Below are 24,956 nucleotides of genomic sequence, written 5' to 3' on the forward strand. Positions count from 1 at the left end.
GAAAGCGGGAAACGGCGCCTCAGTTCAAATCGAGGCAGACATATTTGAGGTCGGTGAAGGCCTCGAGGCCGTGGCGCGAGCCCTCGCGGCCGAGGCCGGATTGCTTCATTCCGCCGAAGGGGATCGGCGCGCCGGTGATCTTGACGCGATTGATCGCGACCATGCCGTAGTCGAGCGCCCTGGCGAGGCGGGCGGCGCGGGCGCCGTCGCGGGTCACGACATAGGCGACGAGGCCGTATTCGGTGTCGTTGGCGCGGGCGATGACCTCGTCCTCGCCATCGAAGGGAGCGATGGCTGCGACCGGCGCGAAAGTCTCCTCGCGCATGATCAGCGCCTCCTCCGGCACATCGGCGAGCACCGTTGGTGCCAGGAAGAGTGGGCCCGGCATGGCGCGCTCCGGCGTCAATCGCCTCGCTCCGCGCGCCAATGCGTCGGTGATCTGGGCCTCCGCCTTGCGCCGGGCGGCTGCGTGCATCAGCGGGCCGATCTCGACGCCAGCCTCCAGGCCAACGCCGACCCGCAACGCCGCGACTTTCTCTGCAAAGGCTGCGCAGAAGCGCCCATAGAGATCGCGCTGCACATAGATCCGGTTGGCGGCGAGGCAATCCTGGCCCGAGGTGGCGAACTTGGCGTCGATGGCGATCGCGACGGCACGGTCGAGGTCGGCATCCTCGAAGACGATCAGCGGAGCATGGCCGCCGAGTTCCATCACCACGCGCTTGACGGTCGCAGCCGCGTTGCGGGCGACGATGCGTCCGATCTCGGTCGAGCCGGTGAAGCTGACGGCGCGTACACGGGTATCGGCGCAATAGGCCTCGGCGATCGGCGCGGCCTCGCCGGTGACGATGTTGAAGACGCCCGCCGGCAATCCGGCGCGGTCGGCGAGCTCGGCCAGCGCCAGCGCCGAGAGCGGCGTGTGCGACGAAGGGTGGGCGACCACGGTGCAGCCGGCGGCGAGCGCGGCCGCGGTCTTGCGCGTCAGCATGGCGGAGGGGAAGTTCCAGGGCGTGAGCAGAGCTGCGACGCCGACCGGCTCGCGCGACAGCGACATCTGCGCTCCCGGCAGATGGCTGGTGACGCCCTCGGCATTCACACGCAGCGCGTCCTCGGCGTAATATGCGATGAAGTCGGCGGCATAGGCGATCTCGCCGCGCGATTCCGCCAGCGGCTTGCCCTGTTCGAGCGTCATCAGCAGCGCAAGGTCCTCGGCCGCCGCCAGCATCGCGGCATGCCAGCGCCGCAGCAGCGCGGCGCGCTCCTGCGGCAGCAGCGCTTTCCAGGCTGGAAAGGCGGCATGGGCCGCCTCGATCGCGCGTGTCGCTTCGCTCACGCCGAGCGCCGCGACCTGCGCGACGAGGGCGCCGGTCGCGGGATCGGCCACCGGGAAGGTCTCGCCGTCTCGGGCGGCCGTCCAGCGTCCATCGATATAGGAGAGCTGCCGCAGCAGGCGGCGATCGGCCAGGCGTGCCAGGCCGGGATGTTCGGCCGGTTTGGCGATCGCGGCTTCTCGCCTTGCCGTGCTCGTCATTGCGTTCATGACCGTCCTCCCTCGATTGATGACGAGGCTAGGCGCAAGAGCGGCGAGACTGTCTTCGAACTGCCGGCTGTGGACCGAAGCAGTCTCGGAAGTTCACGGTGGCGCCGATAGATCGTCGGCGCGACCTCAGCCCAGCACCGAGGCCAGGAATTCGCGGGTGCGCGGCTGCTCGGGCGCGTTGAAGATGCGCTCCGGCTCGCCCTGCTCGCAGATGCGGCCCTTGTCGAAGAAGCAGACCCGGTCAGAGACCTCGCGGGCGAAGCGCATCTCATGGGTGACGAGCAGCATCGTGAGATCGTGCTCGCTGGCGAGGCCGCGGATGACCGAGAGCACCTCGCCGACGAGCTGCGGGTCGAGCGCCGAGGTCGGCTCATCGAAGAGCAGCACGCGCGGCCGCATGGCGAGCGCGCGGGCGATCGCGACGCGCTGCTGCTGGCCGCCGGAGAGCTGGGCCGGGTAATGGTCCTTCTTGTCGGCGAGACCGACCATGGCGAGCAGGTCGACGGCCCGGCATTCGGCCTCGCCGCGCGGCAGGCCGAGCACCCTGACCGGCGCCTCGACGACATTGCGCAGCACGGTCATGTGCGGGAACAGGTTGAAGCTCTGGAAGACCATGCCGACATGGCTGCGGATCTGGCGCAGATGCCCGTCCGAGGCCTTGAACGGCCCGCCGGCATTCGGCTCGTGATAGGGCATGCCGGCGAGCGTCAGCCGGCCTTCCTGGAACGGCTCCAGCGTCATCAGGATGCGCAGCACCGTCGACTTGCCCGAGCCCGACGGGCCGATCAGCGTGACCTTCTCACCGCGGGCGACGCTGAAATTGAAATCGTCGAGCACGGTCAGGGCGCCGAAGCGCTTCGTGACGCCAGCGAACTCGATGATGGGCGCCTGAGTGTTCTCGATCATCGCAACGGGATCCCTGCTTTCGGCAGCGCCTTCTGCAGCCGGTGCAGGCCGGCCGAGCAGATCAGCGTGAGGAGGAGGAAGATCAGGCCGACCAGCGTCAGCGGCACCAGATATTCGAAGGTGCGCTCGCCGATCATGTTGGCGAGCCCCATCATCTCGAGCACGGTGACGACGGAGAGCACCGGCGTCTCCTTGATCATGGCGACGAGATAATTGCCCATCGCCGGCAGGATTCGCGGCACGATCTGCGGCACGACGATGTCGCGATAGGTCTGCATCCGGGAGAGGTTCAGCGCGGTCGCCGCCTCCCACTGCCCGCGCGGCACCGCCTCGATGCCACCGCGATAGACCTCGGAGGTGTAGGCCGAATATTGCAGCCCGAGCGCGATCGCCCCGGTCAGGAAGGCGGGCAGCGTTATCCCGTAGTCCGGCAGCACGTAGTAGAGGAAGAAGAGCTGCACCAGCAGCGGCGTGTCGCGCAGGAACTCGACGACGACGGCCGTGGTCCAGGACACGGACGTGAACCGGCTGCGGCGCAGCAGAGCGAAGACGAGGCCGAGCACCAGCGCGATCGCAAAGCCTGCGGCAGCGGCCTGCAATGTCACGGTGAGGCCGATGAGGATGATCGGCAGGATCGAGGACGCGTAGGTCAGCGGCGTCGTCGTATCCCATTCGAAGCCGTACATCATGCGCGGCCCCTCACGAATGCGCTGCGCGCGGGAAGGCGGCGCCGCGCCGGACGAACCGCTCGATCAGCCGCATGAGCAGCATCAGCACCAGCGACATCGCGAAATAGCCGATGAGCGTCAGGCTGTAGATCCCGGCACTGTCGAGGGTGAGGTTGCGGATCGACTGCGCCCGGAAGGTCAGGTCGGCGATCGAGATCAGCGAGACCAGTGAGGAGAGTTTCAGCGTCTCGATGGCGAGATTGCCGAAGGCCGGCATCATCTCGACCAGCGCCTGCGGCAGCGTGATGTGGAGCAGCGTCTGGACCCGGCCAAAATTCAGCGCCCGCGCCGCCTCGTGCTGCTGGACGGAGACCGATTGCAGCGCGCCGCGCACGATCTCGGAGCCATAGGCGCCGACATGGAGCGAGAGCACCAGGATGCCCGTAGCGACCGGCTCGAAGCTGATCCCGACGAGCGGCAAGGCGTAATAGAACCAGAACAGCTGGACGAGGAGCGAGGTGCCGCGGAAGAGCTCGGTGTAGCAAAGCGCCGCCATCGACAGCACGCGCCCGCCCTCGACGCGGGCGATGCCGGCCGCGAAGGCGGCGACGGCGCCGATCGCGATCGCCGACACGGTGATCCCGGCGGTGATCAGGGCCCCGCGCGACAATGCAGGCAGATAGGACAACCATTCCATCCGGCAGGCTCCGCGACAACGTTGAACAGGCGTGGAGTTCCGCCCGCCATCCGGGCGGGCGGAATGATGTCGGCTAACGCCTCACTTGCCGGCGCAGAGGTCCGCGACCTTGCGATCCGCCGCCGCCTTGATGCTGGCTTCCGAGAGGCCGTAGGTGCCGAGGATCTTCTTGTAGTCGTCGGTCTTGCGGAACTCGACCAGCGCGGCGTTGAAGGCGTCGCGCAGCTCCTTGTCCTCGGGCCGGAAGGCGAAGCCGCCGAAATTGCGGACAGGCTTGCCGTTCACAACCGGGTCGGTGAAGGGCGCAACCTGCTCGACATTGGCCTGGCCCTTGGCGAGCGAGGCGACAGTGAGCTCGGTCGCGGCATAGGCGTCGGCGCGGCTCTGAACGGTGGCGAGCGCGTCGGCATTGGCGGTGATGAAGATGACCTGGCTGTCCTTGACGCCGACGGCGCGCAGGAAGTCGATATTGTTGGCGCCGGAGACGACCGCGACCTTGAGAGAGGGGTCCTTGGCGATGTCGGCATAGGTCGTCAGCTTCTTCGGGTTGCCCTTCTTCACCAGCAGGCCCTCGCCATAGGAGGAGTTCGGCTCGGTGAAGGAGACCTGCTTGCAGCGCTCGGGCGAGATGTTCTGCTCGGCGGCGACGAAGTCGAAGCGCTTGGCCTTGAGGCCGGGGATCAGCGTGCCGAACGGCGTGACCGACCAGTTGGCCTCGGCGATACCGAGCTTCTTCAGCACGGCATTGGCGACATCGGGGCCGATGCCTGCCGAGGTGCCGTCATCCTTCATGTAGGAATAGGGCACCTCGTTGGCGGTCGCGACGCGGATATAGCCCTGGTCCTTGACGTCCTTAAGCGTGGTGGCGCCGGCGGCGGCAAGGCCGGTGGCGAGAGCAATGGCGGAGAGACCCGCGATCTTCAGAAACGGCATGTGCAATTCTCCTCTGGTTGATGTTTCTCCGCGTGCCGATTGCTTCGGCTTGGCTGGCGTCTTCGCGCCGGCGGATTGGCTTGGACCGGTCGCCCGGCCGAACGGGTCAGGGCGCCTCCCTCAGCACGGCGAGCACCGAGAGGCAGTCGCCGGCTTTGATCAGCCCGGGGACGTGGCGGGCGGCGAGCACGCCATCCATGGCAGCACAGTACTCGGCCGGGGCGAGCCCGGTCTTTCCGACGGGATAGACCCGGGCGATCGCTTCGCCGGCGCGCACGGGTTCGCCGAGGTCGCGCTCGAAGACGATCAAACCGTCGTCCTGCGCGAAGGAGAAGCAATCGGCCGAGGGCATGTCGAGCCAGCGGGTCGGCACCGTCTCGGGCACTCCTGCGAGGATGCCGGCATGCCTGAGCAGGTTGCCCGCGCCGCGCCGGGCGATGCCGATGCTCGTCGCGCTCGCCGTTCCGGCGCCGCCGAGCTCGGTCGTGACGAAGACCTTGCCCATCTCCTCGACGGTGGTGTCGAGCATGCCGACGGCGTCGATCTCCAGCATCTTCATCGAGTAGGGCGCGGAGAAGGCCGCGACCGCCGCAAAGCAGCGCGCCTCCTGCGCCTTGTCCGGCAGTTCGTGCGCGGCGGCGTAAGGCAGGAAGTCGAGCGTCTTTCCGCCGGAGTGGAAGTCGAGGACGATATCGGCGAGCGGCACGAGATGGCGCGTGACGTAGTCCGCGATCTTCTCGGTGACATTGCCATCCGGGCGGCCCGGAAAGCTGCGATTCATATTGCCCTTGTCGATCGGCGAGGTCCGCGTGCCGGCGCGGAAGGCCGGATAGTTCAGGGCCGGCAGAATGATCACCCGGCCCGAAACCTCAGCCGGATCGAGCGAGCGCGCCAATTCGAACAGCGCAGCCGGCCCCTCATATTCGTCACCGTGGTTCGCGCCGGTCAGGAGCGCGGTGGGCCCCTCCCCGTTCGCGACGACGCAGATCGGGATCATCACCGAGCCCCAGGCGCTGTCGTCGCGACTATAGGGCAGGCGCAAGTGGCCGTGCTGGACGCCTCGGGCCGAGAGGTCGATCGTCGGCGTCACCGGCGAGGGGCGGGGCGAGGCGCTTAGCATCGCATCAATCCTTGGCGAAGAGCTGGCGCGGCACGTTCGATAGGCATTCGACGCCGGTCTCTGTGATCGCGATGCTTTCGGTGATCTCGAGGCCCATATCCTCGAGCCAGAGGCCGGTCATGAAATGAAAGGTCATGCCGGGCTTGAGTTCGGTCCGGTCGCCGGGCCGCAGGCTCATGGTGCGCTCGCCCCAATCCGGAGGATAGGACAGGCCGATCGGATAGCCGGTGCGGTTGTCCTTGATGATCCCGTACCGCTTCAGCACCGCGAAGAAGGCGTTGGCGATGTCCTCGCAGGTATTGCCGGGCTTTGCCGCGGCGAGGCCGGCTTCCATGCCTTCGAGCGTCGCCTTCTCGGCGTCGAGGAAGGCTTGCGTCGGCTTGCCCAGGAAGACGGTGCGCGAGAGCGGGCAGTGGTAACGTTTGTAGGCGCCTGCGATCTCGAAGAAGGTGCCCTCCCCCAGGCGCATCGGCTTGTCGTCCCAGGTCAGATGCGGGGCGGAGGCATCGGCGCCCGAGGGCAGCAGCGGCACGATCGCGGGATAGTCGCCGCCGAATTCGGCCGTGCCGCGAATGCCGGCATCGTAGATCTCGGCGACGAGATCGCATTTGCGCATGCCGGGTTCGATGACCTCGACGATACGCTGGTGCATCAGCTCGACGATGCGGCCGGCCTTGCGCATATAGTCGAGCTCGGTCGCGCTCTTGACCGCACGCTGCCAGTTCACCAGCCCGCCGGCATCCTTGAAGCGGGCGTTCGGCAGATGCTTCTGCAGCGAGGCGAAAGCCGCCGCCGAGAAGTAGTAATTGTCCATCTCGACCGCGACCCGGAGCTCGCCCCAGCCACGCTCGGCGATGATCTCGGCCAGCAGATCCATTGGATGGCGCTCGGTCGACTGAACATAGTGGTCGGGATAGCCGATGATGCTGTCATGGCCGATATAGGCGGTGCGCTTGGCGCCGTTCGCATCCTGCTTGCGGCCATACCAGATCGGCTCGCCCGTCGGCGGCACCAGCACGCATTGATGGACGTAGAACGACCAGCCGTCATAGCCGGTGAGCCAATGCATGTTCGACGGGTCGGTGACGATCAGCAACTCGACCTCAGCCCGCTCCATCGCGGCGCGGGTCTTGGCGAGGCGCTCGGCATATTCCTTGCAGGTGAAGTTCAGGGTCACGGTCACGCGGCGTCTCCCGCTTCGGCTTTGGTGTCGATGGTCTGCCCCGCGCCGGCAGTGCGGGCGCGGAGGGCGGCGAGATTGGCGATCGCGGTGTCCTGCACGCCGGTGCCGGTCAGGTCCGCCAGGGTGATCTCTTCAGCGCGGCTCCGGCCGGGGCGTTGGCCGGCGATGACCTCGCCGAGCTCGGCGGAAGCCTGGTCGGCGCTGGCGGAACCGGCGCGGATCGCATGGGCGAGCTCGCCGAGGCGCCGGGTCTGGCTGAGCCGGTCGGCGACATAAGTCGCGCGGGCGAAGACGGCGGGGTCGATCTCGTTCTTGTGCTCGCTGTCGGAGCCCATTGCCGTGATGTGCTGGCCGGGCTCGATCCACTCCGCCATCAGGATCGGCCGCTCGGCCGGCGTCGTGGTGACGATGATGTCGGCGCCTCGCACCGCGGCCCGGGGATCGGCCACAGCAGCGACAAGGAAGCCGAGCTTCCGGGAGAGCTCGGCCGCCGCCTCGTTCGCCTTCTGCGGATCGCGGGCCCAGATCCGCGCCTCGCGGATCGGCCGCACCAGCGCCAGCGCTTCGAGCTGGAGCCGGGCCTGCATTCCTGCACCGAAGATGGCTGCGACCGCGGCATCCGACCGGGCGAGATGGCGCGCTGCGACGGCTCCGGCCGCGGCCGTCCTGACATCGGTGAGATAACCATTGTCCAGAAGCAGCGCCTCGACCAGCCCGGTGCGGGTGCTGAACAGGATCATCAGCCCGTTGAGGCTGGGCAGGCCGAGCCGGGGATTATCGAAGAAGCCGGGGCTGACCTTGATCGCGAAGCCATCGAGGCCCGGCACATAGGCCGTCTTCACATCGACCTCGCCGCGGTGCTGGGGAATGTCGAGCCGCAGGATCGGCGGCATCGCGACGGGCTTGGTCGCGAGCGCCGCGAAGGCCTCCTCGACACAGTCGACGGCGCTCGGATCGAGCCCGACGATGCGGCGCAGCTCCGCTTCGGTGAGGACGAGCATACGGCTCATGCGGCGGCTCCGGAGACGATGCGCCGATGCACGGCCTCGTCGATGTTCCGGCCGGAAACGATGAGCGCCGTCGGCCCCTGCGGCTTGACCTTGCCGGCGAGCAAGGCGGCGATGCCGACGGCCCCGGCGCCCTCGACGATCTCGCCCTCCACGAGCGCGGCATGGCGGATGCCGGCGGCGATCTCGGCCTCGCTCAGCAGCACGACCTCGTCGACGAGATCACGGCACAGCCCGAAGGTGACGCGATTGGAAAGACCGATGCCGCCGCCGAGCGAATCAGCCAGCGTTTCCTCTTCGACGACCTCGACCGGCCGGCCGGCCGCGATCGCCGCGGCCATGGCGGCGCCGCGCTCCATCGAGATGCCGACGATCCTTGCCGAAGGCCGCAGGGCTTTGACCGCCACAGCGATGCCGGCGGCGAGCCCGCCACCTGAGAGCGGGATCAGCACGCAGGCTAATTCCGGCAGATCCTCGATGAGTTCGAGGCCGATCGTGCCCTGGCCGGCGACGACGTCGGAATCGTCGAAGGGCGGGATCTGGGTGAGGCCCTGTTCCGCGACCAGTCGCTCGACCTCGACCTGCGCATCATCCTGCGAGCGGCCGACGATGCGGATTTCGACACCCAGCGAGCGGATCGCCTCGATCTTGTTCGCCGGCACGAGCGCCGACATGCAGATGGTGGCGGCAAGGCCGAGTTCGCGGGCAGCGTAGGCGACGGCGCGGCCATGATTGCCGGTCGATGCGGTCACGAGCCCGCGCCGGCGCCGGTCCTCGCCCAAGGCCAGCACCGCATTCATCGCGCCGCGCAGCTTGAAGGCGCCGACCGGCTGGCGGGTTTCGAGCTTGAGATGGACAGGATGGCCGCAGAGGCGGCTCAGGGAAGGCGAAGTTGCAAGCGGCGTACGCTCGACCCGGCCAGCGATCCGCGCCATGGCGGCTTCGACCTCGGACAGCGCGACAGCGGCCGGCGGCGCGGCCGGTCGATCTGCCTCGGCAGTGAAAAGACGCGGTTTTGTCACCGTCATGTCTCCCTCGCTTGTCATGCTGCGAGGGAGAAAATTTCATGTCAATTATTATATTGTCATGATCCAATTATGCCAAACTTGCGCCGCAGGCGGCAATGACATGGGCGGAGGGCCCTGCCCGCCGCTCTCAGCCGATAGCGCCGATATCGAAGACCGGCGGCAGCTGCTCGAAGGTCTGGCGCACCGTCGTCAGCGTCCGCGCCAGCAATTCATGGCTCATCCGTCCGCCGAGGCAGATGCGGAGGCCGCCGCCATGGCCTGCACCAGCCACAAACGGGTCAGACGGCGTCACCGCGATGCGCCGGTCGGCGAGCGAGCGCACCAGGCTGTCCTCGGTCCAATGCGCGGGGACCTTGAGCCAGGAGCAGAGCGAGAGCGGATGGCTTGAGGCGACATGGCCTCCGAGCGTCTCCGCGACGATGCGCTGGCGTGCCGTCGCTTCCTCGCGCTGGACGGCGAGCAGCCTTTGCGCGGTACCGTCCTGGACCCAGCGCGTCGCGATCTCGGCCGGCAGATAGGTGCCGCTCCAGCTGGTCACGCGCAGGATCGAGGCTGCGCGGATCGAGTATTGCGGCGGCACGACCAGGTAGCCGACGCGCAGGCCGGTCAGCACCGTCTTGGTAAAGCTGGTGAGGAAGAAGCCGAGATCCGGCAGCATCGCGGTGATCGACGGCAGCGGTTCGGCGATCAGCGGCTTGTAGACCTCGTCCTCGACGACGAAGACGCCATGGCGCTGCGCGATCTCGGCGATAGCGCGGCGTCGCTCGGGGCCGGCGACATGGCTGGTCGGATTGTTGAGCGTCGGGATGAGCACGACCGCCCGCACGCCGCCAGCGCGGCAAGCCGCCTCGAACGCATCGGGGCGGATGCCTTCCTCGTCGGTCGGCAGGCCCTTGAGGCTGAAGCCGAGGACGTTGGCGAGGCCGATCACGCCGTGATCGGTCAGGTTCTCGGTCAGCACGAGGTCGCCGGCACGGACCACACAGGCGAGCGCGAGGAAGAGCGCATGGGCGGCGCCATTGGTGATCAGGATGCGCTCGACGGGTGTCTCGACGCCGAGCGGACCGAGCCAGAGGCGCGCCGCTTCACGATGGTGGTCGAGCCCCGCGATCGGCCGGCACGGCCGCATGAAGGCGCTGCTGTCGCCCTCGGCCAGGGCTGACAGCGCCTGGCGCGAGGCCACCTCATGGGCATCGAGATAAACCCCGCGCACGATCGAGAGGTCGACGACTTCGGTGGGGCTGCGGTCGAGCATCAGCCGGCCCGCCTGTTCGGTGACGCGGCTCTTCACGAAGGTTCCGCGCCCGACCTCGCCGCTGAGATAGCCGAGGCGCTCGGCCTCCTTGTAGCTGAGGCTGACGGTCTGGACGGAGATGCCGAGTTCATGGGCGAGGTCGCGATGCGTCGGCATCCGGTCCATCGGCTTCAGGATGCCGGCGTCGATATCGGCGATGATGCGCTCGGTCAGCGCAGCATGCTTGGTCGCGCCCTTCTGCTTCGTCAGGACCGGGCGCCATTCGACGGCCTTCTCGACGATCGGAGAAAGCCTGTTGCCGGAAGGCCGTTCGGCTTGACGGAACATGATATTGTCTCGTTCTTATAAAGAGGCATTCATGACATTATGCACCCGCGGTCCCAGAAGATGAAGCTCGATCCCATCGATCTCAAGATCGTCGCGGCCCTGCAACGCGACGGCCGCATGACCAAGCTCAAGCTCGCCGAAACGGTGGCGCTGTCGCCGGCGGCCTGCTGGGAGCGGCTGCGCCGGATGGAGGAGGCCGGCGTGATCAAGGGCTATTCCGCGATCGTCGATCTGAAACCCGCTGCCCCACGCACCACGGTGATCGTCGAGATCAGCCTGAAGAGCCATCAGCAGGCGGATTTCCGCCGCTTCGAAGAGGCCGTGGCGAGGGAACCGGCCATCGTCGCCTGCGACGCGACCGGTGGGGGCATCGACTACATCATGCGGGTGGTCACCCCCGATATCGACGCCTATCAGCGCCTGATCGACCGGCTGCTCGAACCGGCGATCGGGATCGAGCGCTATTACACCTACGTCGTGACCAAGAGCGTCCCGTTGGCCGAAATCCACGCGATCCCGAGAGACCAGCCTTGAGCCACGCCATAAGAAACAGGCACAAATCTCGGCTTGCGGGAGAGAGCATCCACAAAAGCCCGGGGCTGTTCAGCCGGAAACCCATCGCGCCTGCACGGTGGCGACCGTCGGATGCCGCGCCAGGCGGTCTTCGATATGAGCCAGCTCGATATCCGGTGGCGCCGACACGGCCAGCTTGAATTCGGCAGTGCTTGCCGACGAAGCGGAAGCCGCGATCTCGTTCAGCGTCCAGCCGAAGCGCTGAACGTCCGCGAGCACGCGGCTTACGGAATCTCCGAGATCCGACGTGACAACGTTGATGACGACGCGGTTCAATGAGGATCCGGGCACGGTGCGACGGGACCTAGGGCAGCAGGATGGTGGAGCCGACGGTGCTCCGGCCCTCCAGCCTCGCATGCGCCTCGGCGGCTTCCGCCAGCGGGAGGCGCAAGCCGATATCCGCCTTGAGAATGCCTTCGCCGATCAGCGCGAAGACTTCGGCCGCCATCTCCCTCAACGCGGCTGGGTTGCGCAGGTGATGAAAGATGATCGGCCGGGAGAGTGAATTCGAGCGCGCCGCGAGTTGCGAAACCTCGAACGGCGGCACCGGGCCGGAACTCTGCCCGAAATTCACCAGCTTCCCGAAATACGACAGCGCGGACAGCGACGATTGGAAACTGTCGCGCCCGACCGAGTCGTAGGCCACGGCGACGCCCTCGCCCTTCGTGATGTCCATCACCTTGCCGGCAAGCCCCTGATCGGAGCTTGAGAGCACATGCGCAGCGCCCGCCGCACGCGCGACCGCTTCCTTGCGTGGATCTCCGACCGTTCCGATCACGACGGCGCCAAGGTGATCCGCCCAGCGGCAAAGCAGTTGTCCAACGCCCCCGGCAGCGGCATGCACGAGAATATGATCCCCCGGACCGACCACGTACTCCCTGCGGAGCAGCATGCAGGCGGTCAGCCCCTTCAGGATCGTCGCGGCAGCGATCTCATGATCGACGGCGTCAGGCAGCTTGAGCGCAAGGTTCTCGGGCAGGTTTCGATGCGCGGCATAAGCTCCGTAACCGCCTGTGACATAGCAAATCCTGTCGCCGGGCCGGAAATCCCTGACACCTTGGCCGGCTTTCTCGACGATGCCACTGGCCTCAATGCCCGGAATGCCGGGCAGCGCGAGCGTGCGATACAGCCCCGAGCGAACATACACGTCATGAAAATTGACGCCTATGGCGCTCTGCCTGATCCGCAATTCGCCAGGACCGGGGTCCGGCAGGTCGACCTGCTCCAGCTTCAGCTGATCCGGGTCTCCATGGCTCCTGAGGACGATCGCCGGTGTCATCGTGAAGTTCCGTTGATGGCTCTATCAGGCTGCATCGGTCGCGGCTCAGGTCACGATCTTCAGGCCGGTGCGCTGGCCGATGGAGCGAAACCTTGCATTTTCCGCCACGACGATCGCGCGGGTGCTTTCGGGAGTGTTGGGGCCTTCCCACGCCTGCATCCCTGCTTTGAGGAACCGTTCCCGCGTGACCTGCTGGTTCAGCGAGGCGGCTCCGGCCTTGTTCAGCTTGGCGCGGACCTCAGGCGGCAGGCCCGCCGGCGCATGGATCAGGTAGTAGATGTTCAATTCCATCTCCGGCATCCCGAGCTCCCTGAACGTCGGGATGTCCGGGAACAGCGGAAACCGGTTGGGGCTCGTCACGGCTAGCCCCCTCAGGGCACCGCCGTTCAGAAGTCCCGTCGCCGACCCCAGCGACGCCACCCCCCAGGCCGTCTCGCCTTTCGACACGCTCAGCACCGCTGGCGCACCGCCGCGATACGGCACATGGCGCGACTGGTTGGCGGGGCCGACAAGGGCTCGCAGCAATTCTGAGCCGATATGAGGGATCGAGCCGACGCCGGAGCTGGAATAATTCAGCTCCGCAGATGCCGGCGTACGGAGAAGCTCGATTGTCTCCTTCACCGTCTTCGCCGGAAAGTCCGGCGAAACGATCAGCACCATGGGAGCCGTACAGACGGTCGCAATCCAGTCGAAATCCTGGACCGGATCATATTTGACGCCGGTCTCATGCATCGCAGGCCAGATCGCGAACGAGGACGATTCCGACAGAAGCAGGCTGTAGCCATCCGGCTGCTGGCGCGTCAGCCATGTCGCCGCGACGGTTCCGCTGGCGCCCGGCCGGTTTTCGACGACCATTCGATGTCCGTCGAGCTCCTGCGCCATACCCTCGATGATCAATCGCGAGGCGATATCCGTCGAGCCGCCGGCCGGGTAACCATTGGACAGGATCGGGGATCGGATCGGAAACGTGCTCCCGAAGGCCTGCGTCGCGGAGAGACCGGCGGCGGCAAGCCCGATGATGCATTCGCGGCGATCCATAGCATTCTCCTCCCGAATTTCTCTCAGGCGTCGTCGCCATTCATTATTTTATTCGAATGATAGTGCGGAGCTTCCGGACGTCAACCTGAAAGCGGCGAAGTCGCGACGATTCCCAACCACTGGCCAAAGGAAGCGCACAGGCCTCTCAAGGCATTTGGGATGCTTTGACTTTCAATCGACGCCGCCTTGCCGTAACCGGCTGCGCGGCCTCACGGCATAGGCCCTGCCATTTCATTCGAAGAACAGTGTGCAGTTCGCTCCGGGGGCTATGATTCGGCGCCGGAGCAAGCTATTTCACGGAGCGAGCGGGGATTTTGCGTGCGAGAAGAAGCAAGACATGCCTGAGGGTACCAGGACCACCGGTGGACATGCGGTCCTTGCGGATCTGCTGCGCGACGAAATCGGCGGAGGGACCTACCCTGTGGGCAGCCGCTTCCCGACGGAGCCCGAACTGCAGGAGCGGTTCGGCGTGGGTCGCCACACCATACGCGAAGCTTTGAAGCTGCTCGCGGAGCAGGGCATCCTCGGGCGCCGGCGCAAGACGGGCACGACGGTGCTGGCCCAACGGCCGGTCGCGCCCTATGTGCATTCGCTGCGCGATCTCAAAGGGCTGTTCGATTTCGCCCAGAGCACCCAGCTCGACGTGCGCCATTACGGCTTCGCCTCCAGCGTGGCGAAGTCGTTCGAATCCTTCTCCGGACTTCGGGAAGGCAGATGGTTGCGGGTTGCAGGCGTGCGATCGACACGCAACGACCAGCAGCCCCTTTGCTGGTCGGAGGTTTTCGTGCCCGAGAAGCTGGCCCCGACCCTCGAAGCCATCCAGCAGGGGGACAGGGCCATCTACGAAGTCATCATGGATGAGCAGGGTCTCAAGCTCGACTATGTCGAGCAGGAGGTATCGGCGACGACCATGCCGGCGGCAATGGCCGATCTGTTGCACGCCGGGACTGAAACCGCCGCCCTGGCCGTGAAGCGGCGCTATGTCGCCAATAATGGCCAGACATTCGAGTTGTCCTACAATCTCTATCCGGCGGCGCGCTACTCGGTCAGGAGCGTCATCCGCCAGCGGATCTGAAAGCGGTTCGGCGCGACCTTATCGGCCGGCGAAGCGCGGTTTCCGTTTTTCGAGGAAGGCCGCCCGACCCTCCGCATGGTCCGCCGTTTGCAGCAGGGCGGCCTGGGTATCGCGCTCCCAGTCCAGCATCGGGTCGAGCCCCCGGGCCAGGGCGGCTCGGGTCTGCGCCGTCGCCAGGGGAGCCAGTTGGCTGAAACGGCCGGCAAGCGCCAACGCCCGTTCGAGCAGTTCGCCCGAAGCCACCGTTTCGTCGGTCAATCCGATGCGGCCGGCGCGCTCGGCATCGATCACTTCATCATATAGCAGAAACTGGCGCGCCCTTGCGGGCCCGATGCGGGCCGGCAAGGTATGCAGCAGGCCGAAATCCGCGATCAGTCCGACCTGCGGAAACCCCGCCCGGAAGCGTGCGCCGGGCGTGGCGATCACCGTATCGGCCGCGAGCGCAAGCCCCAGCCCGGCACCGACCGCCCAGCCCTCCACCGCTGCGATCACCGGCTTCGAGCCCCGGATCATCAGCCGCGTCAGCTCGTGCACGCCGCGAAAACGCTCGCGACCGGCGGCCAGATCCGTCGATTGATTCATCGAGTCGATGTCTCCGCCCGAGCAGAAGTTCCCCCCGGCGCCGACGATGACCGCCGCACGCAGATCACGGTCCCTCTCGAGCCTGAGGAAAGCTTCCAGCAATCCCTCCCGCAGCGGGGCGGAGAGCGCGTTTCGCTTTGCGGGATTGTTCAGGGTCAGGACAATGGTCGTGCCGTCGCGGGCGATTTCCAACATCGGCCTCTTCCTTTTGATGATAAGTTCGAATTTAATAGCGAGTGAGATCGCTTCCGGCTAGAGGCCGCGCGACGATGCTTGCTCGGATCGAGATGGGAGAGGCGCATGTTCAGGGACGACGTCTTGAAGGGCCAGCACATCCTCGTGACGGGAGGTGGCACCGGGCTCGGCCGCGAAATGGCGCATCGCTTCGCCGGCTACGGCGCGCGCGTCGCGATCTGCGGGCGCAGGGAAGCGGTCGTCCGGGAGACGGCCGAGGCGATCGCCCGCGAGACCGGCGCGGCGGTCGACGCCTATGAGTGCGACATCCGCTCGCCTGAATCCGTGCGGACGATGGTCGACCGGGCCTGGCTCGACCATGGTCCGCTGACCGGGCTGGTCAACAACGCGGCCGGCAATTTCATCAGCCGCACGGAAGACCTGACGGCGAACGGCTTCAACGCGATCTCCGATATCGTCCTGCGCGGCACCTTCTACGTCACCAACGCGATCGGACAGCGCTGGATAGCCGAGCAGCGAAAGGGCTCGGTGCTCTCGATCCTGGCGACGTTCACGCGGACCGGCGCGCCCTTCGTCGTGCCCTCGGCCATGTCGAAGGCCGGGATCGAGGCGATGACGCGCTCGCTCGCCATCGAATGGGGGCGCTACGGCATCAGGCTCAATGCCATCTCGCCGGGCATTTTTCCGACGGAGGGCGCTTCGGCCCGCCTGCGCCCGACCGACAATCCGCATGACTACGAGCGCTCGGTCAATCCGATGGGACGCCTCGGACAGAAGCCCGAGCTCACCACACTGGCCACCTTCCTGATGGCGCCGGGCTGCGAGTGGCTCAGCGGTGAGACGATTGCCGTCGACGGTGCGCATGGCCTCGCGAACGGCGCCTATTTCACGAACTATCTGCCCTGGACCGACGAGCAATGGCAGCAGGCGCGCGACCGTATCCGGGGCCGTGACCGCAACGACAAGGCTGCGAGCGCTGCAGGCTGATGGGGGCATCCCAAGCCGCTTCGGTGCGGGGGTGCCATCGCCACGCGGAGCGCCTGATTGCGCTCCGCCCCGTCAGGCTGCGGAAGAAAAGCCCTTTGGCAGGCCGGCGCGGGCGAGAGCGCCGGTGAAGCGCTCTTCCGGAAGCCAGGTTTCGACGCGCTCCCGCAAGCGCAGCAATGCAGTCAGGTCGATGCCGGTGGCGAAGCCCATCGCCTCGAGCATGAAGGCGCAGTCTTCCGTGTTGATGTTGCCGGTCGCGCCGGGGGCGAAGGGGCAGCCGCCCAGCCCCCCGAGCGAGGCATCGAAACGGCGGACCCCGGCCGAAAGCGCAGCCCCGACATTGGCCAGCCCGAGGCCGCGCGTGTCATGGAAATGCGCGGCGAGCGGCAGCGGCCCGACAATGCCGGTGGCTCCCTCGAACAGGCGGTGGACGCGCGCTGGATCGCCATAGCCGACGGTATCCGCCAGCATGATCTCGTCCGCTCCAGCGCGCGCCAGCCGCCCGACGATCGCGAGCACGCGCTCCTCAGGCACCTCGCCTTGCAGCGTGCAGCCAAAGCTGGTCGCCACGCCACAGCCCAATGTGACCCGATCGGACAATCCTTGAGCCGCGCGCTCGGCGACGATCAGATCGAACTCGTCCAGCGCCGCATCGGTCGAGCGGCGCGCATTGGCGAGGCTATGGGCCTCGCTGGCAGAGACCACATAGTTGACCTTGGTCAGCCCGGCGGCGAAGGCGCGCCGTGCTCCCTTCAGGTTCACGACGAGGGTGGAGACCTGCGCGCCTCGAATCCCGGCAATCCCCGCAGCGACAGCATCGGCATCCGCGAATTGCGGAATGACATGCGCCGGCACGAAGGATGTCGCCTCGATCTCGGCAAGGCCGGCCGCGGCTGCACTGCCACACCAGTCGAGCTTCTTCTCCGTGTCGAGAACGGTCGAGACGAGCTGCAGCCCGTCGCGCAGCCCGACCTCCCTCAACAGAACCCGCTCCGCCATCATCCACCTATTTCCCGATGAAGCGCGGCGGTCGCTTTTCGTTGAACGCCGTCACGCCCTCGTGGCGGTCCTGCGTCGGGACCATCCGGGCATAGGCTTCGATCTCGAAGGTGAGGCCGTCGCGCAGGGCCATCTGCAGGCCGCGGTGGATCGACTGCTTCGCCTGCCGCACGGAAATCGGCGCGTTATTGGCGATGGTGGTCGCGGTCGCGAGCGCCGCCGCAAGAAGCTCGTCCTGAGGCAGCACCGCATTGACCAGGCCCCATTGCGCCGCTTCGCGCGCCGAGAAGGGCTGCCCTGTCAGGATGAGTTCCTTCGCCCGTCGCTCGCCGACGGCGCGGGCAATCGTCTGGGTTCCTCCGCCGCCGGGCATGATGCCGAGTGTCACTTCGCTCTGGGCGAAACGGGCGTGTTCGGCGGCGTAGAGAAAGTCGCAGCAGGCGGCGATCTCGCAGCCGCCGCCATAGGCCGCCCCGTTGACCGCGCCGATCACGGGGATGGGGCAGTCCAGCAGGGCGCGCACCATCCGCTCGAACACGACATGCTGGCGTTGCCACGCCTCATCGCTCATGCCGCGCCGTTCCTTCAGGTCACCGCCGGCACAGAAGGCGCGCTCCCCCTCGCCGGTCAGCACGATGCAGCGCAGCCCCGCCGCATCGAGCGCGACCGCCTCGAAGAAGGTCACCAGATCGCGCCCCATCTGCGTATTCAGCGCATTCATGCCCTGCGGACGCGCGAGCGTCACCAGGGCGATATGCTCGGCCGGCGCCGAGACCACGAGCGTCTCGAAGGCTGGAGGCGCGGCGGAGGCGTTCATGCCGCGCTCCTGCCGAGCGCCAGGCGCAACCGCGTGATCCAGGCGCCGACATCCGGCGACGTAGCGATCGTCAGACCATCCCCGAACAGGCCGAGCGTCGTATCGGCGCCGAGCCCCGGCTGCACGCGCCGCAAGCAATCCGTCCATTTGGCGGCGAGCTGCTGCTCCGTCATCGGGTCCTCCGGCGAACCCGGCGCGCGCGTCACCGTCCTCGCAACGGAACCGCCATCCTTCAAGGTCACAGTCACCGTGACGGGCGCGCTGCCGACCTCGCTCCCCCGGCTCGATTCGCCCGACGCCTCGACCAGTTGGATATCGGCAAGCCGTGCCTGAAGGTCCGATCGAAGGACAGCCTCGTCGGTGAAGCTCGCCAGATCGATCCTGCCGTCGGCCAGGCTGGCGGCAACCGCATAGGGGCCGCTGAAGAGGGCATTCAGCCCGGTGCGGGGGAACGGGTGGATCAGCGGCTTGGTGCCGCCTGCCGGCATGTCGACGCGAACATGCTTCACCGCGGCGAGATCGATGCCTGTGTCGCGGCGCAGACCGAGCGTACCCTCGATCATCCGGTGCAGCATGTAGCAGCACGGATAGCGCTTCTGCTCGAAGCCGGGCTCGCTCAGCGCGAACGGCGCGCCGAGCACGACATCCGGCGGCCAGCGATCGGTCTCGCCGCCGGAGAAGGCCTTGAGATAGCCGTCGGCCTCGAAGACCTCGGAAGCCGCATCGATGCCGCCCTGCGCGAGCCTTGCGGCCTTGAGCCCGTTCGATGCCGCCAGTCCGACATGCAGCGACTTCACCATCGAGCCGAAATTCTTTCGTAGGCCGCAGGCCATGCTGGCGGCAATCGCGAGCGCCCGCCGGGTCGTGTCGGCATCGAGGCGCAGGAGTCGCGCGACCGCGGCGGCGGCGCCGACCGCTCCCAGCGTGCCCGTGGCGTGGAAGCCGAGCGCGTAATGCCGAAAGCCCATGCTCTGCCCGAGACGGATCAGCACCTCGGTGCCGATCGCCACCGCGCCGAGCAGTTCCGCCCCCGTGACCTTGCGCTTGTCGAGAAGGGGCAGCAAGGCCGACAGTACGGGTGCCGTCGGATGGCAGACGCTCAGCATCGAGACGTCGTCATAATCGAGCACATGGCTCGCCATGCCGGTCAGAAGCGCGGCATCGTCGCTGCGGAAGGCTTCCGGTCCCCAGAAGCTGGGCACGGCCCCCGGCCAGGATTCAAGAGAAGCGGCCAGCCGTCGCACCGGCTCCTCGGCGCCACCCGCCACGGTCACGGCGAGCGTATCGACGACCACGCGCGTGGCCTGGCTCAGGACCTCATCCGGCACCCGGGCGTCGACGATGAACGCCGCGAGGCGTTCCGTGGGGCCCGGAAACGGCGAAAGGCTTTTCAGAGGCTGCAAGGCTGTCATCCTGTCCTCGTTTCGGCTCAGTAGGAACGGGGCATGCCGAGCGCGTGCTGGGCGACCTGGGCAAGGATCAGATTGTTGGAGAGCGGCGCCGTGCGGAACAGCCGCGCCTCCTTCCATTTGCGCTCGACGTGATATTCGCTCGCGACGCCGTAGCCGCCGAACGTCGTCATGCACGCCTCGGCGGCCTCCCAGGCGGCTTCGCTGGCGAGGAACTTGGCCATGCTCGTCTCGTTCGCGCAGGGCAGCTTGCGGTCGAACAGGGCCGCGGCCCGGTTGCGCATCAGCTCGGCCGCCTCGATATTCATATGCGCCCGCGAGATCGGGAACTGGATGCCCTGGTTCTGGCCGATCGGCCGATCGAAGACCTGCCGGTCGCTGGCGTATCGCGAGGCCTCGGCGGTGAACCAGCGGCCGTCCCCGATCGACTCGCTCGCGACCAGGAGGCGTTCGGAGTTCAGCGAGTCCACGAGATAGTGGAAGCCGCGGCCTTCCTCGCCGATCCGATCCTCCTCCCCCACCTCGAGATTGTCGATGAAGACCTCGTTGGTGTGGTGGTTCAGCATGGTCCGGATCGGCCGGGCGTGCAGGGCCTTGCCCGCCTTCTCGATGTCGATGAGGAAGAGCGAGAGGCCGTCCGTCTTGCGGCTCACCTCCTCGAACGGCGTGGTCCGGACGATCAGCAGATACATGTGCGACTGCATGTAGCGCGAGGTCCAGATCTTCTGGCCGTTGATCACATAGCCGCCGCCCGGACGGCGCTTCGCGAAGGTCTTGATCCTGAGCGTGTTGGAACCGGCATCCGGCTCGGTGACGCCGAAGGCCTGCAGCCGCAGGGAGCCGTCGGCGATGCGCGGGAGATAGCGGCGCTTCTGCTCCTCGCTGCCATGGTTCAGCACCGAGGCCATCGTGTACATCTGCGCGTGGCAGGCGGCGCCGTTGCCCCCCGAGCGATTGATTTCCTCGAGGATGATGCAGCCTTCCATCAGGCCGAGCCCGGAGCCGCCATACTCCTCCGGGATCAGGGCCGAGAGCCAGCCTGCCTTGGTCATCGCCTGGACGAAGTCTTCGGGGTATTCGCCGGCCTCGTCGCATTTGCGCCAGTAGTCGACGCCGAACTCGGCGCAGAGCTTGCGGACCGCCGCTCGGATCTGTTGCTGGGTTTCCGTGTAGTCGAAATCCATGGTGCTCTGTCCTGGAAAAGGCTGCTTTACCCGACCGCCCCGGCGAGGCGCAGGCGTTCGATTTCGTCGGATGCGTAGCCAAGGCCCGAGAGCAGGGACGCCGTGTCGGCGCCAAGCACAGGCGGCGGTTCGAGCCGGGTCGAGCGGCTCCCCGAAAGCTTCAGGGGCAAGGCGACGACGCGATGGTTCTCGCGCTCGGCCGCCGGCAGATCGGCGATGATCCCGGCCGCCTCGACCTGCGGATGCGCGAGCATCTGCGCGACCGAGTTGAGCTCGCTGCAGGGAGCCCCCGCCGCGCGCAGCCGCGAGACGATATCGGCCGCCGGCAATTGCTGCGTGACCGCGCTGATCGCCGCCACGAGCGCTTCGCGGTTAGCCACACGCGCTGTGTTGGTGGCGAAACGCATATCCGCCACGAGCTCGCGGCAATCCAGCCCACCGCAGACGCGCTCGAACAGCCCATCGTTTCCGGCCGCGATGAACACATGGCCGTCTCGCGCCGGGAAGAGCTGATAGGGAGCGGCCATCGCCATGCCGGAGCCGAGCTTTTGCGGCAGCGTTCCGGTCGCGAGATAGGTCGCGACGAATACGCTCATCCAGCCGATGCCGGTATCGAGCAGGCTCGCCTCCACGAGCATCCCGCGCCCGCTCCGGCCGCGCTCGATGACGCCGGCCAGAACACCCAGCGCGGCCCACATCCCGGTGCCGAGATCGATCAGCGAGACGGCCACGCGCACCGGCGCGTCGCCCTCGTTGCCGGTCGTGCTCATGATGCCCGTGAAGGCCTGCATCAGCGGATCGTAGCCTGGCAGGGCCGCCAGCGGGCCGGCCTGCCCGAAGGCGCTGATGGCACAGTAGATCAGGCGCGGATTGCTCGCGGCGAGATCGGCATGGCCCAACCCGCGGCTTTCGGCGCTGCCGGGCTTCATCGAGTGGATGATGACGTCGGCATCGGCGGCGAGGCGCTTGAGCACCGCCAACCCCTCGGGGTGGTCGAGATCCAGGCAGATGCTGCTCTTGTTCCGGTTGAGGGCGAGGAATGTCGCCGACTGATCCCCATGCTGCGGCGGCCAGTCACGCGTGTCGTCGCCGCGCCCGGGGCGCTCGACCTTGATCACCGTCGCGCCCATGTCGCCGAGCACCTGGGTGCAGAACGGCCCGGCCACATTTTGCGTGAGGTCGACGACCTTCAGCCCCGACAGAATCGCTCCAAGCATTCCCGCTTTCCATTTTTATTCATTCGATTGATATAGCGCCCCTGCAAGGGAGGCAACCGCCCGCACCCAGATTTCGATATAAAATTCGGATGAATAAACCCGGCGCCGTATCACCCCTTCAGGGCGGCCTCCGCCATCGCTCGCAGCACATTGCGCTGGACCTTCGGCCCGTTCGGTCCATCCGTCGTCGGAAACGTGTCGACGGCCAGAATGCGCGCGGGTTGCTTGAACTTGGCGAGCTGTCCGCGGCAGTGCTCCCGCACCACGGCTTCGGTGAAGCCTCCCTCCGCCGCAATGACGAAGGCGACCGCCCGGTATCCGTCCGGGCCATGGGCTCCGACGACCTGGCACTCGCTCACCATCGGATGGGACGCAACCATCTCGGCGATCTCCGCCGGGCTGACGAGGAACCCTCCCAGGCGCAAGGCGTCGTTCATGCGTGCATGGAACTCGAAGCTGCCATCGGCACGCAGGCAGCCGGCATCGCCCGTCCGCAGGAAGCCATCATCGGTGAAGGCGGCCACGGTCGCCTCCGGGTCGCCGAAATAGCCGAGCATCATGCTCGGAGCCGACACCTCGAGCTCGCCGCTCTCGTCGACTGCGAGAAGGCGGCCGGTGTCCGGATCGCGGACGCGGACGATCGCCGCGGCAGAGACCGGATGACCGCCGCCGCGGGCACGGCGCTCCGGCCCCGCCTGCCTGGGCTGGAGGGAGAACAGCCCCTGGAATTCAGACATGCCATAGGCCCCGACCGCCAGCAGCCCACGCTGGTCTGCGGTACGGACGAAGTCGTCGGGCGAATTGTTGAACGAGCCGAAAACGACGAAGCGCAACTCCGGAAAGGGCGCTGCATCGCCGCTCGTCTGGAGCAGGCGATAGAAGACATCGTCGACGCCAGCCATGTTGGTGACGCCGTGCTGGCGGATCGCGGCTGCGGCGACCTCCGGATCGAAGCTGCGCATCAGAACCGTGGGAGCGCCGCCGGCCAGCGCACCGATCGTCTGGGTGAGGCCGAACGCGCCGCATAGCGGCATGATCGACATGCCGGCGCTGCCCGCCTCGCCATAGAATCCCGATGCGGCGGCAACGTCGAAGGCGTGCGTGACCAGGCCCTGCTGGGAATGCAGCACGAATTTCGGCTTCTTCGTCGTGCCTGACGTGGTGAGGATCAGGCACCCTGTCGCAGGCGACATCGCCGGCCCGTCCCATTCGCCCCATTCCAGTAGTGAGGCATAGGTAGCCTGGCGGCGGCCCTCCAGAACGGGCGTCGCCTCTTCCGTCAAGGTCACGATCGTCGTCACCGCGGCCAATTCTGCGGGCGGGACGCTCGCCAGGATTTCGCGATAGGCAATCGGCGCGAAATCGGGAGACATGACGAGAGCGCACGCGCCCGAGCGACCGAGGATGTCGCCGATCTCCACGGCGCGGAAGCGGGTGTTGAGCGAGACCACGATCGCCCCCAGGCGACCACAGGCGAGCAGGGTCACGATCCAGGCCGAGCAGTTCGGCAACCAGACCGCGACACGATCTCCCTGCCCGATGCCGAGCCGGGCGAGGCCGGCGGCGAGGTGCCGGCTGCGCCGCGCGAGCTGCGCGAAGGAGACCGGACGGTCCTCGTCGAACAGCGCCGGCGCCTCGCCGTGCTGCAAAGCCAGGCTGTCAATCCAGCCCCCCAGCGTCACCGGGCGTATGCCCTTCCGCTCCGCCGCCATCGCGAGGTTACTTCTTCACCAACGGGCAGCGCGAGCGGGACAGCGGCTGGAAGGCTTCGTCACCGGGAATCGTGGCCAGGACGTTGTAGAGGTCCCACGGCTCCTTCACCTCGGACGGCTTCTTGACCTCGACCAGATACATGTCGTGGACCATCCGACCGTCCTCGCGGATTTTGCCGTTGGTGGCGAAGATGTCGTTGATCGGCAGCGCGCGCATCTGCTTCATCACGGCGTCCGTCTCGTCGGTGCCCGCCTGTTTGACCGCGCCGAGATAGTGCAGCACGGTCGAATACACCGCCGCCTGCTCGGCATTCGGCATCCGCTTCATCGCCTCGTAGAATCGGCGCGACCAGGCGCGGGTCTGCTCGTTGCGGTTCCAGTAGAATGCCTCGGTGAAGATCAGCCCCTGCGCGCCCTCGACACCGATCGCGTTGATGTCGTTGATCAGCGTGTAGAGCGACGCCATCCGTTGCTTGCCGCCGACACCGATGCCGAACTCGCGTGCCGTCTTCAGCGCATTGGCCGTGTCGTTGCCGGCATTGGCGAGGGCGATGACCTTTGCGCCCGAACTTTGCGCAGCGACCAGGAAGGACGAGAAATCGGTCGTCGCCAGCGGATGGCGCGTCGTACCGACAAGCTTTCCGCCGGTATCCGCGAGAGCCGCCCCGGCATCCTGGATCAGATCCGCGCCGAAGACGCTGTCGAGGGCGAGGATATGCCAGCTATCGAGGCCGCGTTCCGTCAGCGCCTTCACGGTCGCACGGGTCAGGGCGTAGCTGTCCAGCGCGTAGTGAATCGAGATCGGCGAGCAGCTCTCGTTGGTGAGCCGCACCGCGCCCGGCCCGCTGAAGGCGACGATCTTGTTCTTCTGCTTGGCGATCTCCAGCACCGCCAGCGCCGGACCGGTTGCGACGGTCTCGAGGATCGCATCGACCTTCCCGTTGTCGAACCATTCGCGCGCGCGGCTCGACGCGATGTCGGGTTTGTTCAGATGATCCGCTGCCAGCACCTCGATCGGCTTGCCCAGGACGGTGCCGCCGAAATCAGAGACCGCCATCCGCGCCGCTGTCGCCGCGCCTTCGCCGGAATAGTCCGAATACGGCCCGGACATGTCGAGGAGAAGCCCGATCCGGACGACGTCATCGGAAATCGTGGCCCGGGCTGCGGCGCGTTCGCATGGGTTCGCGGCCATCAGCAGCCCGACGATCAGAGCAAGCGTCCAACGCAT

General features: G+C 66.9%; 25 protein-coding genes. 4 read left to right on the plus strand and 21 right to left on the minus strand.

The annotated features are described in order from the left end of the window. Positions 1-19: 19 nt before the first annotated feature. The 10 genes from ACWIEX_RS23185 to ehuR form a co-directional block, all read right to left on the minus strand. Positions 20-1,528, minus strand: coding sequence for an NAD-dependent succinate-semialdehyde dehydrogenase (locus ACWIEX_RS23185; protein WP_454035626.1), 1,509 nt, complete (start codon positions 1,526-1,528; stop codon positions 20-22). 135 nt (positions 1,529-1,663) lie between these two features. Next, on the minus strand, positions 1,664-2,443 hold the full coding sequence (gene ehuA, locus ACWIEX_RS23190; protein WP_454035282.1) for an ectoine/hydroxyectoine ABC transporter ATP-binding protein EhuA: 780 nt from the start codon (positions 2,441-2,443) through the stop codon (positions 1,664-1,666). Continuing rightward, positions 2,440-3,132: an ectoine/hydroxyectoine ABC transporter permease subunit EhuD gene (ehuD, locus tag ACWIEX_RS23195; RefSeq protein WP_061966090.1), complete on the minus strand. Its 693-nt coding sequence runs from the start codon at positions 3,130-3,132 to the stop codon at positions 2,440-2,442. Before ehuD ends, ehuA begins: the two co-directional genes overlap by 4 nt. 10 nt (positions 3,133-3,142) lie before the next feature. Continuing rightward, on the minus strand, positions 3,143-3,808 hold the full coding sequence (ehuC, locus tag ACWIEX_RS23200; protein WP_454035283.1) for an ectoine/hydroxyectoine ABC transporter permease subunit EhuC: 666 nt from the start codon (positions 3,806-3,808) through the stop codon (positions 3,143-3,145). Positions 3,809-3,889: 81 nt separating this feature from the next. Next, positions 3,890-4,741 carry an ectoine/hydroxyectoine ABC transporter substrate-binding protein EhuB gene (ehuB, locus tag ACWIEX_RS23205; RefSeq protein WP_091860388.1) on the minus strand — a complete coding sequence of 284 codons (852 nt, stop codon included), beginning with the start codon at positions 4,739-4,741 and terminating at the stop codon, positions 3,890-3,892. Positions 4,742-4,847: 106 nt separating this feature from the next. After that, complete coding sequence (doeB, locus tag ACWIEX_RS23210) at positions 4,848-5,861, minus strand: N(2)-acetyl-L-2,4-diaminobutanoate deacetylase DoeB (RefSeq protein ID WP_454035284.1); 1,014 nt, start codon at positions 5,859-5,861, stop codon at positions 4,848-4,850. A 4-nt stretch (positions 5,862-5,865) separates the two neighbouring features. Continuing rightward, entirely contained in the window at positions 5,866-7,044 is a 1,179-nt protein-coding gene (gene doeA / locus ACWIEX_RS23215; protein ID WP_454035285.1) for an ectoine hydrolase DoeA, read from the minus strand. After that, positions 7,041-8,054 (minus strand): ectoine utilization protein EutC, encoded by a 1,014-nt coding sequence (gene eutC, locus ACWIEX_RS23220; RefSeq protein WP_454035286.1) that lies wholly within the window; start codon positions 8,052-8,054, stop codon positions 7,041-7,043. Before eutC ends, doeA begins: the two co-directional genes overlap by 4 nt. Then, positions 8,051-9,079: a hydroxyectoine utilization dehydratase EutB gene (gene eutB / locus ACWIEX_RS23225; protein ID WP_454035287.1), complete on the minus strand. Its 1,029-nt coding sequence runs from the start codon at positions 9,077-9,079 to the stop codon at positions 8,051-8,053. The genes eutC and eutB overlap by 4 nt, the downstream gene beginning before the upstream one ends. A gap of 127 nt (positions 9,080-9,206) precedes the next feature. Further along, entirely contained in the window at positions 9,207-10,661 is a 1,455-nt protein-coding gene (gene ehuR, locus ACWIEX_RS23230; protein ID WP_454035288.1) for a MocR-like ectoine utilization transcription factor EhuR, read from the minus strand. Between the two features lie 60 nt (positions 10,662-10,721). Here ehuR and ACWIEX_RS23235 point away from each other — a divergent pair, with 60 nt between their 5' ends. After that, the gene (locus tag ACWIEX_RS23235; RefSeq protein ID WP_454035289.1) at positions 10,722-11,195 is read left to right on the plus strand and encodes an Lrp/AsnC family transcriptional regulator; all 474 of its coding nucleotides are present in this window, start codon (positions 10,722-10,724) and stop codon (positions 11,193-11,195) included. A 69-nt stretch (positions 11,196-11,264) separates the two neighbouring features. Here the strand turns inward: ACWIEX_RS23235 and ACWIEX_RS23240 are convergent, their stop codons facing one another. Genes ACWIEX_RS23240 through ACWIEX_RS23250 form a run of 3 tightly spaced genes read right to left on the minus strand, consistent with a single transcriptional unit; the run spans position 11,265 to position 13,368 of the window. After that, entirely contained in the window at positions 11,265-11,510 is a 246-nt protein-coding gene (locus ACWIEX_RS23240; RefSeq protein ID WP_454035290.1) for a hypothetical protein, read from the minus strand. A 28-nt stretch (positions 11,511-11,538) separates the two neighbouring features. Then, on the minus strand, positions 11,539-12,513 hold the full coding sequence (locus tag ACWIEX_RS23245) for a quinone oxidoreductase family protein (RefSeq protein WP_454035291.1): 975 nt from the start codon (positions 12,511-12,513) through the stop codon (positions 11,539-11,541). A 45-nt stretch (positions 12,514-12,558) separates the two neighbouring features. Continuing rightward, entirely contained in the window at positions 12,559-13,368 is an 810-nt protein-coding gene (locus ACWIEX_RS23250) for a Bug family tripartite tricarboxylate transporter substrate binding protein (RefSeq protein WP_454035292.1), read from the minus strand. 3 nt (positions 13,369-13,371) lie between these two features. Here ACWIEX_RS23250 and ACWIEX_RS23255 point away from each other — a divergent pair, with 3 nt between their 5' ends. Further along, positions 13,372-13,611 carry a hypothetical protein gene (locus ACWIEX_RS23255; protein ID WP_454035293.1) on the plus strand — a complete coding sequence of 80 codons (240 nt, stop codon included), beginning with the start codon at positions 13,372-13,374 and terminating at the stop codon, positions 13,609-13,611. A 277-nt stretch (positions 13,612-13,888) separates the two neighbouring features. Then, entirely contained in the window at positions 13,889-14,626 is a 738-nt protein-coding gene (locus ACWIEX_RS23260; RefSeq protein ID WP_454035294.1) for a GntR family transcriptional regulator, read from the plus strand. A gap of 18 nt (positions 14,627-14,644) precedes the next feature. Here ACWIEX_RS23260 and ACWIEX_RS23265 read toward each other — a convergent pair whose 3' ends face one another. Next, positions 14,645-15,403, minus strand: a complete 759-nt coding sequence (locus ACWIEX_RS23265; RefSeq protein ID WP_454035295.1) for an enoyl-CoA hydratase/isomerase family protein — start codon at positions 15,401-15,403, stop codon at positions 14,645-14,647. A gap of 105 nt (positions 15,404-15,508) precedes the next feature. On the opposite strand from ACWIEX_RS23265, the gene ACWIEX_RS23270 reads away from it, so the two are divergent. After that, positions 15,509-16,390, plus strand: coding sequence for an SDR family oxidoreductase (locus tag ACWIEX_RS23270; RefSeq protein WP_454035296.1), 882 nt, complete (start codon positions 15,509-15,511; stop codon positions 16,388-16,390). Between the two features lie 72 nt (positions 16,391-16,462). Here the strand turns inward: ACWIEX_RS23270 and ACWIEX_RS23275 are convergent, their stop codons facing one another. The 7 genes from ACWIEX_RS23275 to ACWIEX_RS23305 form a co-directional block, all read right to left on the minus strand. Beyond that, positions 16,463-17,392: a hydroxymethylglutaryl-CoA lyase gene (locus ACWIEX_RS23275; RefSeq protein ID WP_454035297.1), complete on the minus strand. Its 930-nt coding sequence runs from the start codon at positions 17,390-17,392 to the stop codon at positions 16,463-16,465. Between the two features lie 4 nt (positions 17,393-17,396). Continuing rightward, positions 17,397-18,206: an enoyl-CoA hydratase/isomerase family protein gene (locus ACWIEX_RS23280; protein WP_454035298.1), complete on the minus strand. Its 810-nt coding sequence runs from the start codon at positions 18,204-18,206 to the stop codon at positions 17,397-17,399. Then, a complete protein-coding gene (locus ACWIEX_RS23285; RefSeq protein WP_454035299.1) occupies positions 18,203-19,609 on the minus strand; it encodes an MmgE/PrpD family protein in 1,407 nt (468 codons plus the stop codon). The genes ACWIEX_RS23280 and ACWIEX_RS23285 overlap by 4 nt, the downstream gene beginning before the upstream one ends. 26 nt (positions 19,610-19,635) lie before the next feature. Continuing rightward, entirely contained in the window at positions 19,636-20,799 is a 1,164-nt protein-coding gene (locus ACWIEX_RS23290) for an acyl-CoA dehydrogenase family protein (protein WP_454035300.1), read from the minus strand. A gap of 26 nt (positions 20,800-20,825) precedes the next feature. Further along, positions 20,826-22,016: a CaiB/BaiF CoA transferase family protein gene (locus ACWIEX_RS23295; RefSeq protein ID WP_454035301.1), complete on the minus strand. Its 1,191-nt coding sequence runs from the start codon at positions 22,014-22,016 to the stop codon at positions 20,826-20,828. Positions 22,017-22,126: 110 nt separating this feature from the next. Next, positions 22,127-23,728, minus strand: a complete 1,602-nt coding sequence (locus tag ACWIEX_RS23300) for an AMP-binding protein (RefSeq protein ID WP_454035302.1) — start codon at positions 23,726-23,728, stop codon at positions 22,127-22,129. A 7-nt stretch (positions 23,729-23,735) separates the two neighbouring features. Then, on the minus strand, positions 23,736-24,956 hold the full coding sequence (locus ACWIEX_RS23305; RefSeq protein WP_454035303.1) for an ABC transporter substrate-binding protein: 1,221 nt from the start codon (positions 24,954-24,956) through the stop codon (positions 23,736-23,738).

The organism is Allobosea sp. NPDC055353 (assembly GCF_053644975.1).

What these genes read in the sequence shown, in the direction of transcription:
- ACWIEX_RS23300 (WP_454035302.1), bottom strand. Translation starts at nt 23,728, where the DNA reads ATGGCGGCGGAGCGGAAGGGCATACGCCCGGTGACGCTGGGGGGCTGG.
- ACWIEX_RS23280 (WP_454035298.1), bottom strand. Translation starts at nt 18,206, where the DNA reads ATGAACGCCTCCGCCGCGCCTCCAGCCTTCGAGACGCTCGTGGTCTCG.
- ACWIEX_RS23265 (WP_454035295.1), bottom strand. Translation starts at nt 15,403, where the DNA reads ATGTTGGAAATCGCCCGCGACGGCACGACCATTGTCCTGACCCTGAAC.
- ACWIEX_RS23255 (WP_454035293.1), top strand. Translation starts at nt 13,372, where the DNA reads ATGTCCGTCGAGCTCCTGCGCCATACCCTCGATGATCAATCGCGAGGC.
- ehuR (WP_454035288.1), bottom strand. Translation starts at nt 10,661, where the DNA reads ATGTTCCGTCAAGCCGAACGGCCTTCCGGCAACAGGCTTTCTCCGATC.
- eutC (WP_454035286.1), bottom strand. Translation starts at nt 8,054, where the DNA reads ATGAGCCGTATGCTCGTCCTCACCGAAGCGGAGCTGCGCCGCATCGTC.
- ehuD (WP_061966090.1), bottom strand. Translation starts at nt 3,132, where the DNA reads ATGATGTACGGCTTCGAATGGGATACGACGACGCCGCTGACCTACGCG.
- ACWIEX_RS23260 (WP_454035294.1), top strand. Translation starts at nt 13,889, where the DNA reads ATGCCTGAGGGTACCAGGACCACCGGTGGACATGCGGTCCTTGCGGAT.
- ACWIEX_RS23290 (WP_454035300.1), bottom strand. Translation starts at nt 20,799, where the DNA reads ATGGATTTCGACTACACGGAAACCCAGCAACAGATCCGAGCGGCGGTC.
- ACWIEX_RS23250 (WP_454035292.1), bottom strand. Translation starts at nt 13,368, where the DNA reads ATGGTCGTCGAAAACCGGCCGGGCGCCAGCGGAACCGTCGCGGCGACA.
- ACWIEX_RS23235 (WP_454035289.1), top strand. Translation starts at nt 10,722, where the DNA reads ATGAAGCTCGATCCCATCGATCTCAAGATCGTCGCGGCCCTGCAACGC.
- ACWIEX_RS23270 (WP_454035296.1), top strand. Translation starts at nt 15,509, where the DNA reads ATGTTCAGGGACGACGTCTTGAAGGGCCAGCACATCCTCGTGACGGGA.
- ehuA (WP_454035282.1), bottom strand. Translation starts at nt 2,443, where the DNA reads ATGATCGAGAACACTCAGGCGCCCATCATCGAGTTCGCTGGCGTCACG.
- doeB (WP_454035284.1), bottom strand. Translation starts at nt 5,861, where the DNA reads ATGCTAAGCGCCTCGCCCCGCCCCTCGCCGGTGACGCCGACGATCGAC.
- ACWIEX_RS23275 (WP_454035297.1), bottom strand. Translation starts at nt 17,392, where the DNA reads ATGATGGCGGAGCGGGTTCTGTTGAGGGAGGTCGGGCTGCGCGACGGG.
- ACWIEX_RS23295 (WP_454035301.1), bottom strand. Translation starts at nt 22,016, where the DNA reads ATGCTTGGAGCGATTCTGTCGGGGCTGAAGGTCGTCGACCTCACGCAA.
- ACWIEX_RS23245 (WP_454035291.1), bottom strand. Translation starts at nt 12,513, where the DNA reads ATGACACCGGCGATCGTCCTCAGGAGCCATGGAGACCCGGATCAGCTG.
- eutB (WP_454035287.1), bottom strand. Translation starts at nt 9,079, where the DNA reads ATGACGGTGACAAAACCGCGTCTTTTCACTGCCGAGGCAGATCGACCG.
- ehuB (WP_091860388.1), bottom strand. Translation starts at nt 4,741, where the DNA reads ATGCCGTTTCTGAAGATCGCGGGTCTCTCCGCCATTGCTCTCGCCACC.
- ehuC (WP_454035283.1), bottom strand. Translation starts at nt 3,808, where the DNA reads ATGGAATGGTTGTCCTATCTGCCTGCATTGTCGCGCGGGGCCCTGATC.
- ACWIEX_RS23305 (WP_454035303.1), bottom strand. Translation starts at nt 24,956, where the DNA reads ATGCGTTGGACGCTTGCTCTGATCGTCGGGCTGCTGATGGCCGCGAAC.
- ACWIEX_RS23185 (WP_454035626.1), bottom strand. Translation starts at nt 1,528, where the DNA reads ATGACGAGCACGGCAAGGCGAGAAGCCGCGATCGCCAAACCGGCCGAA.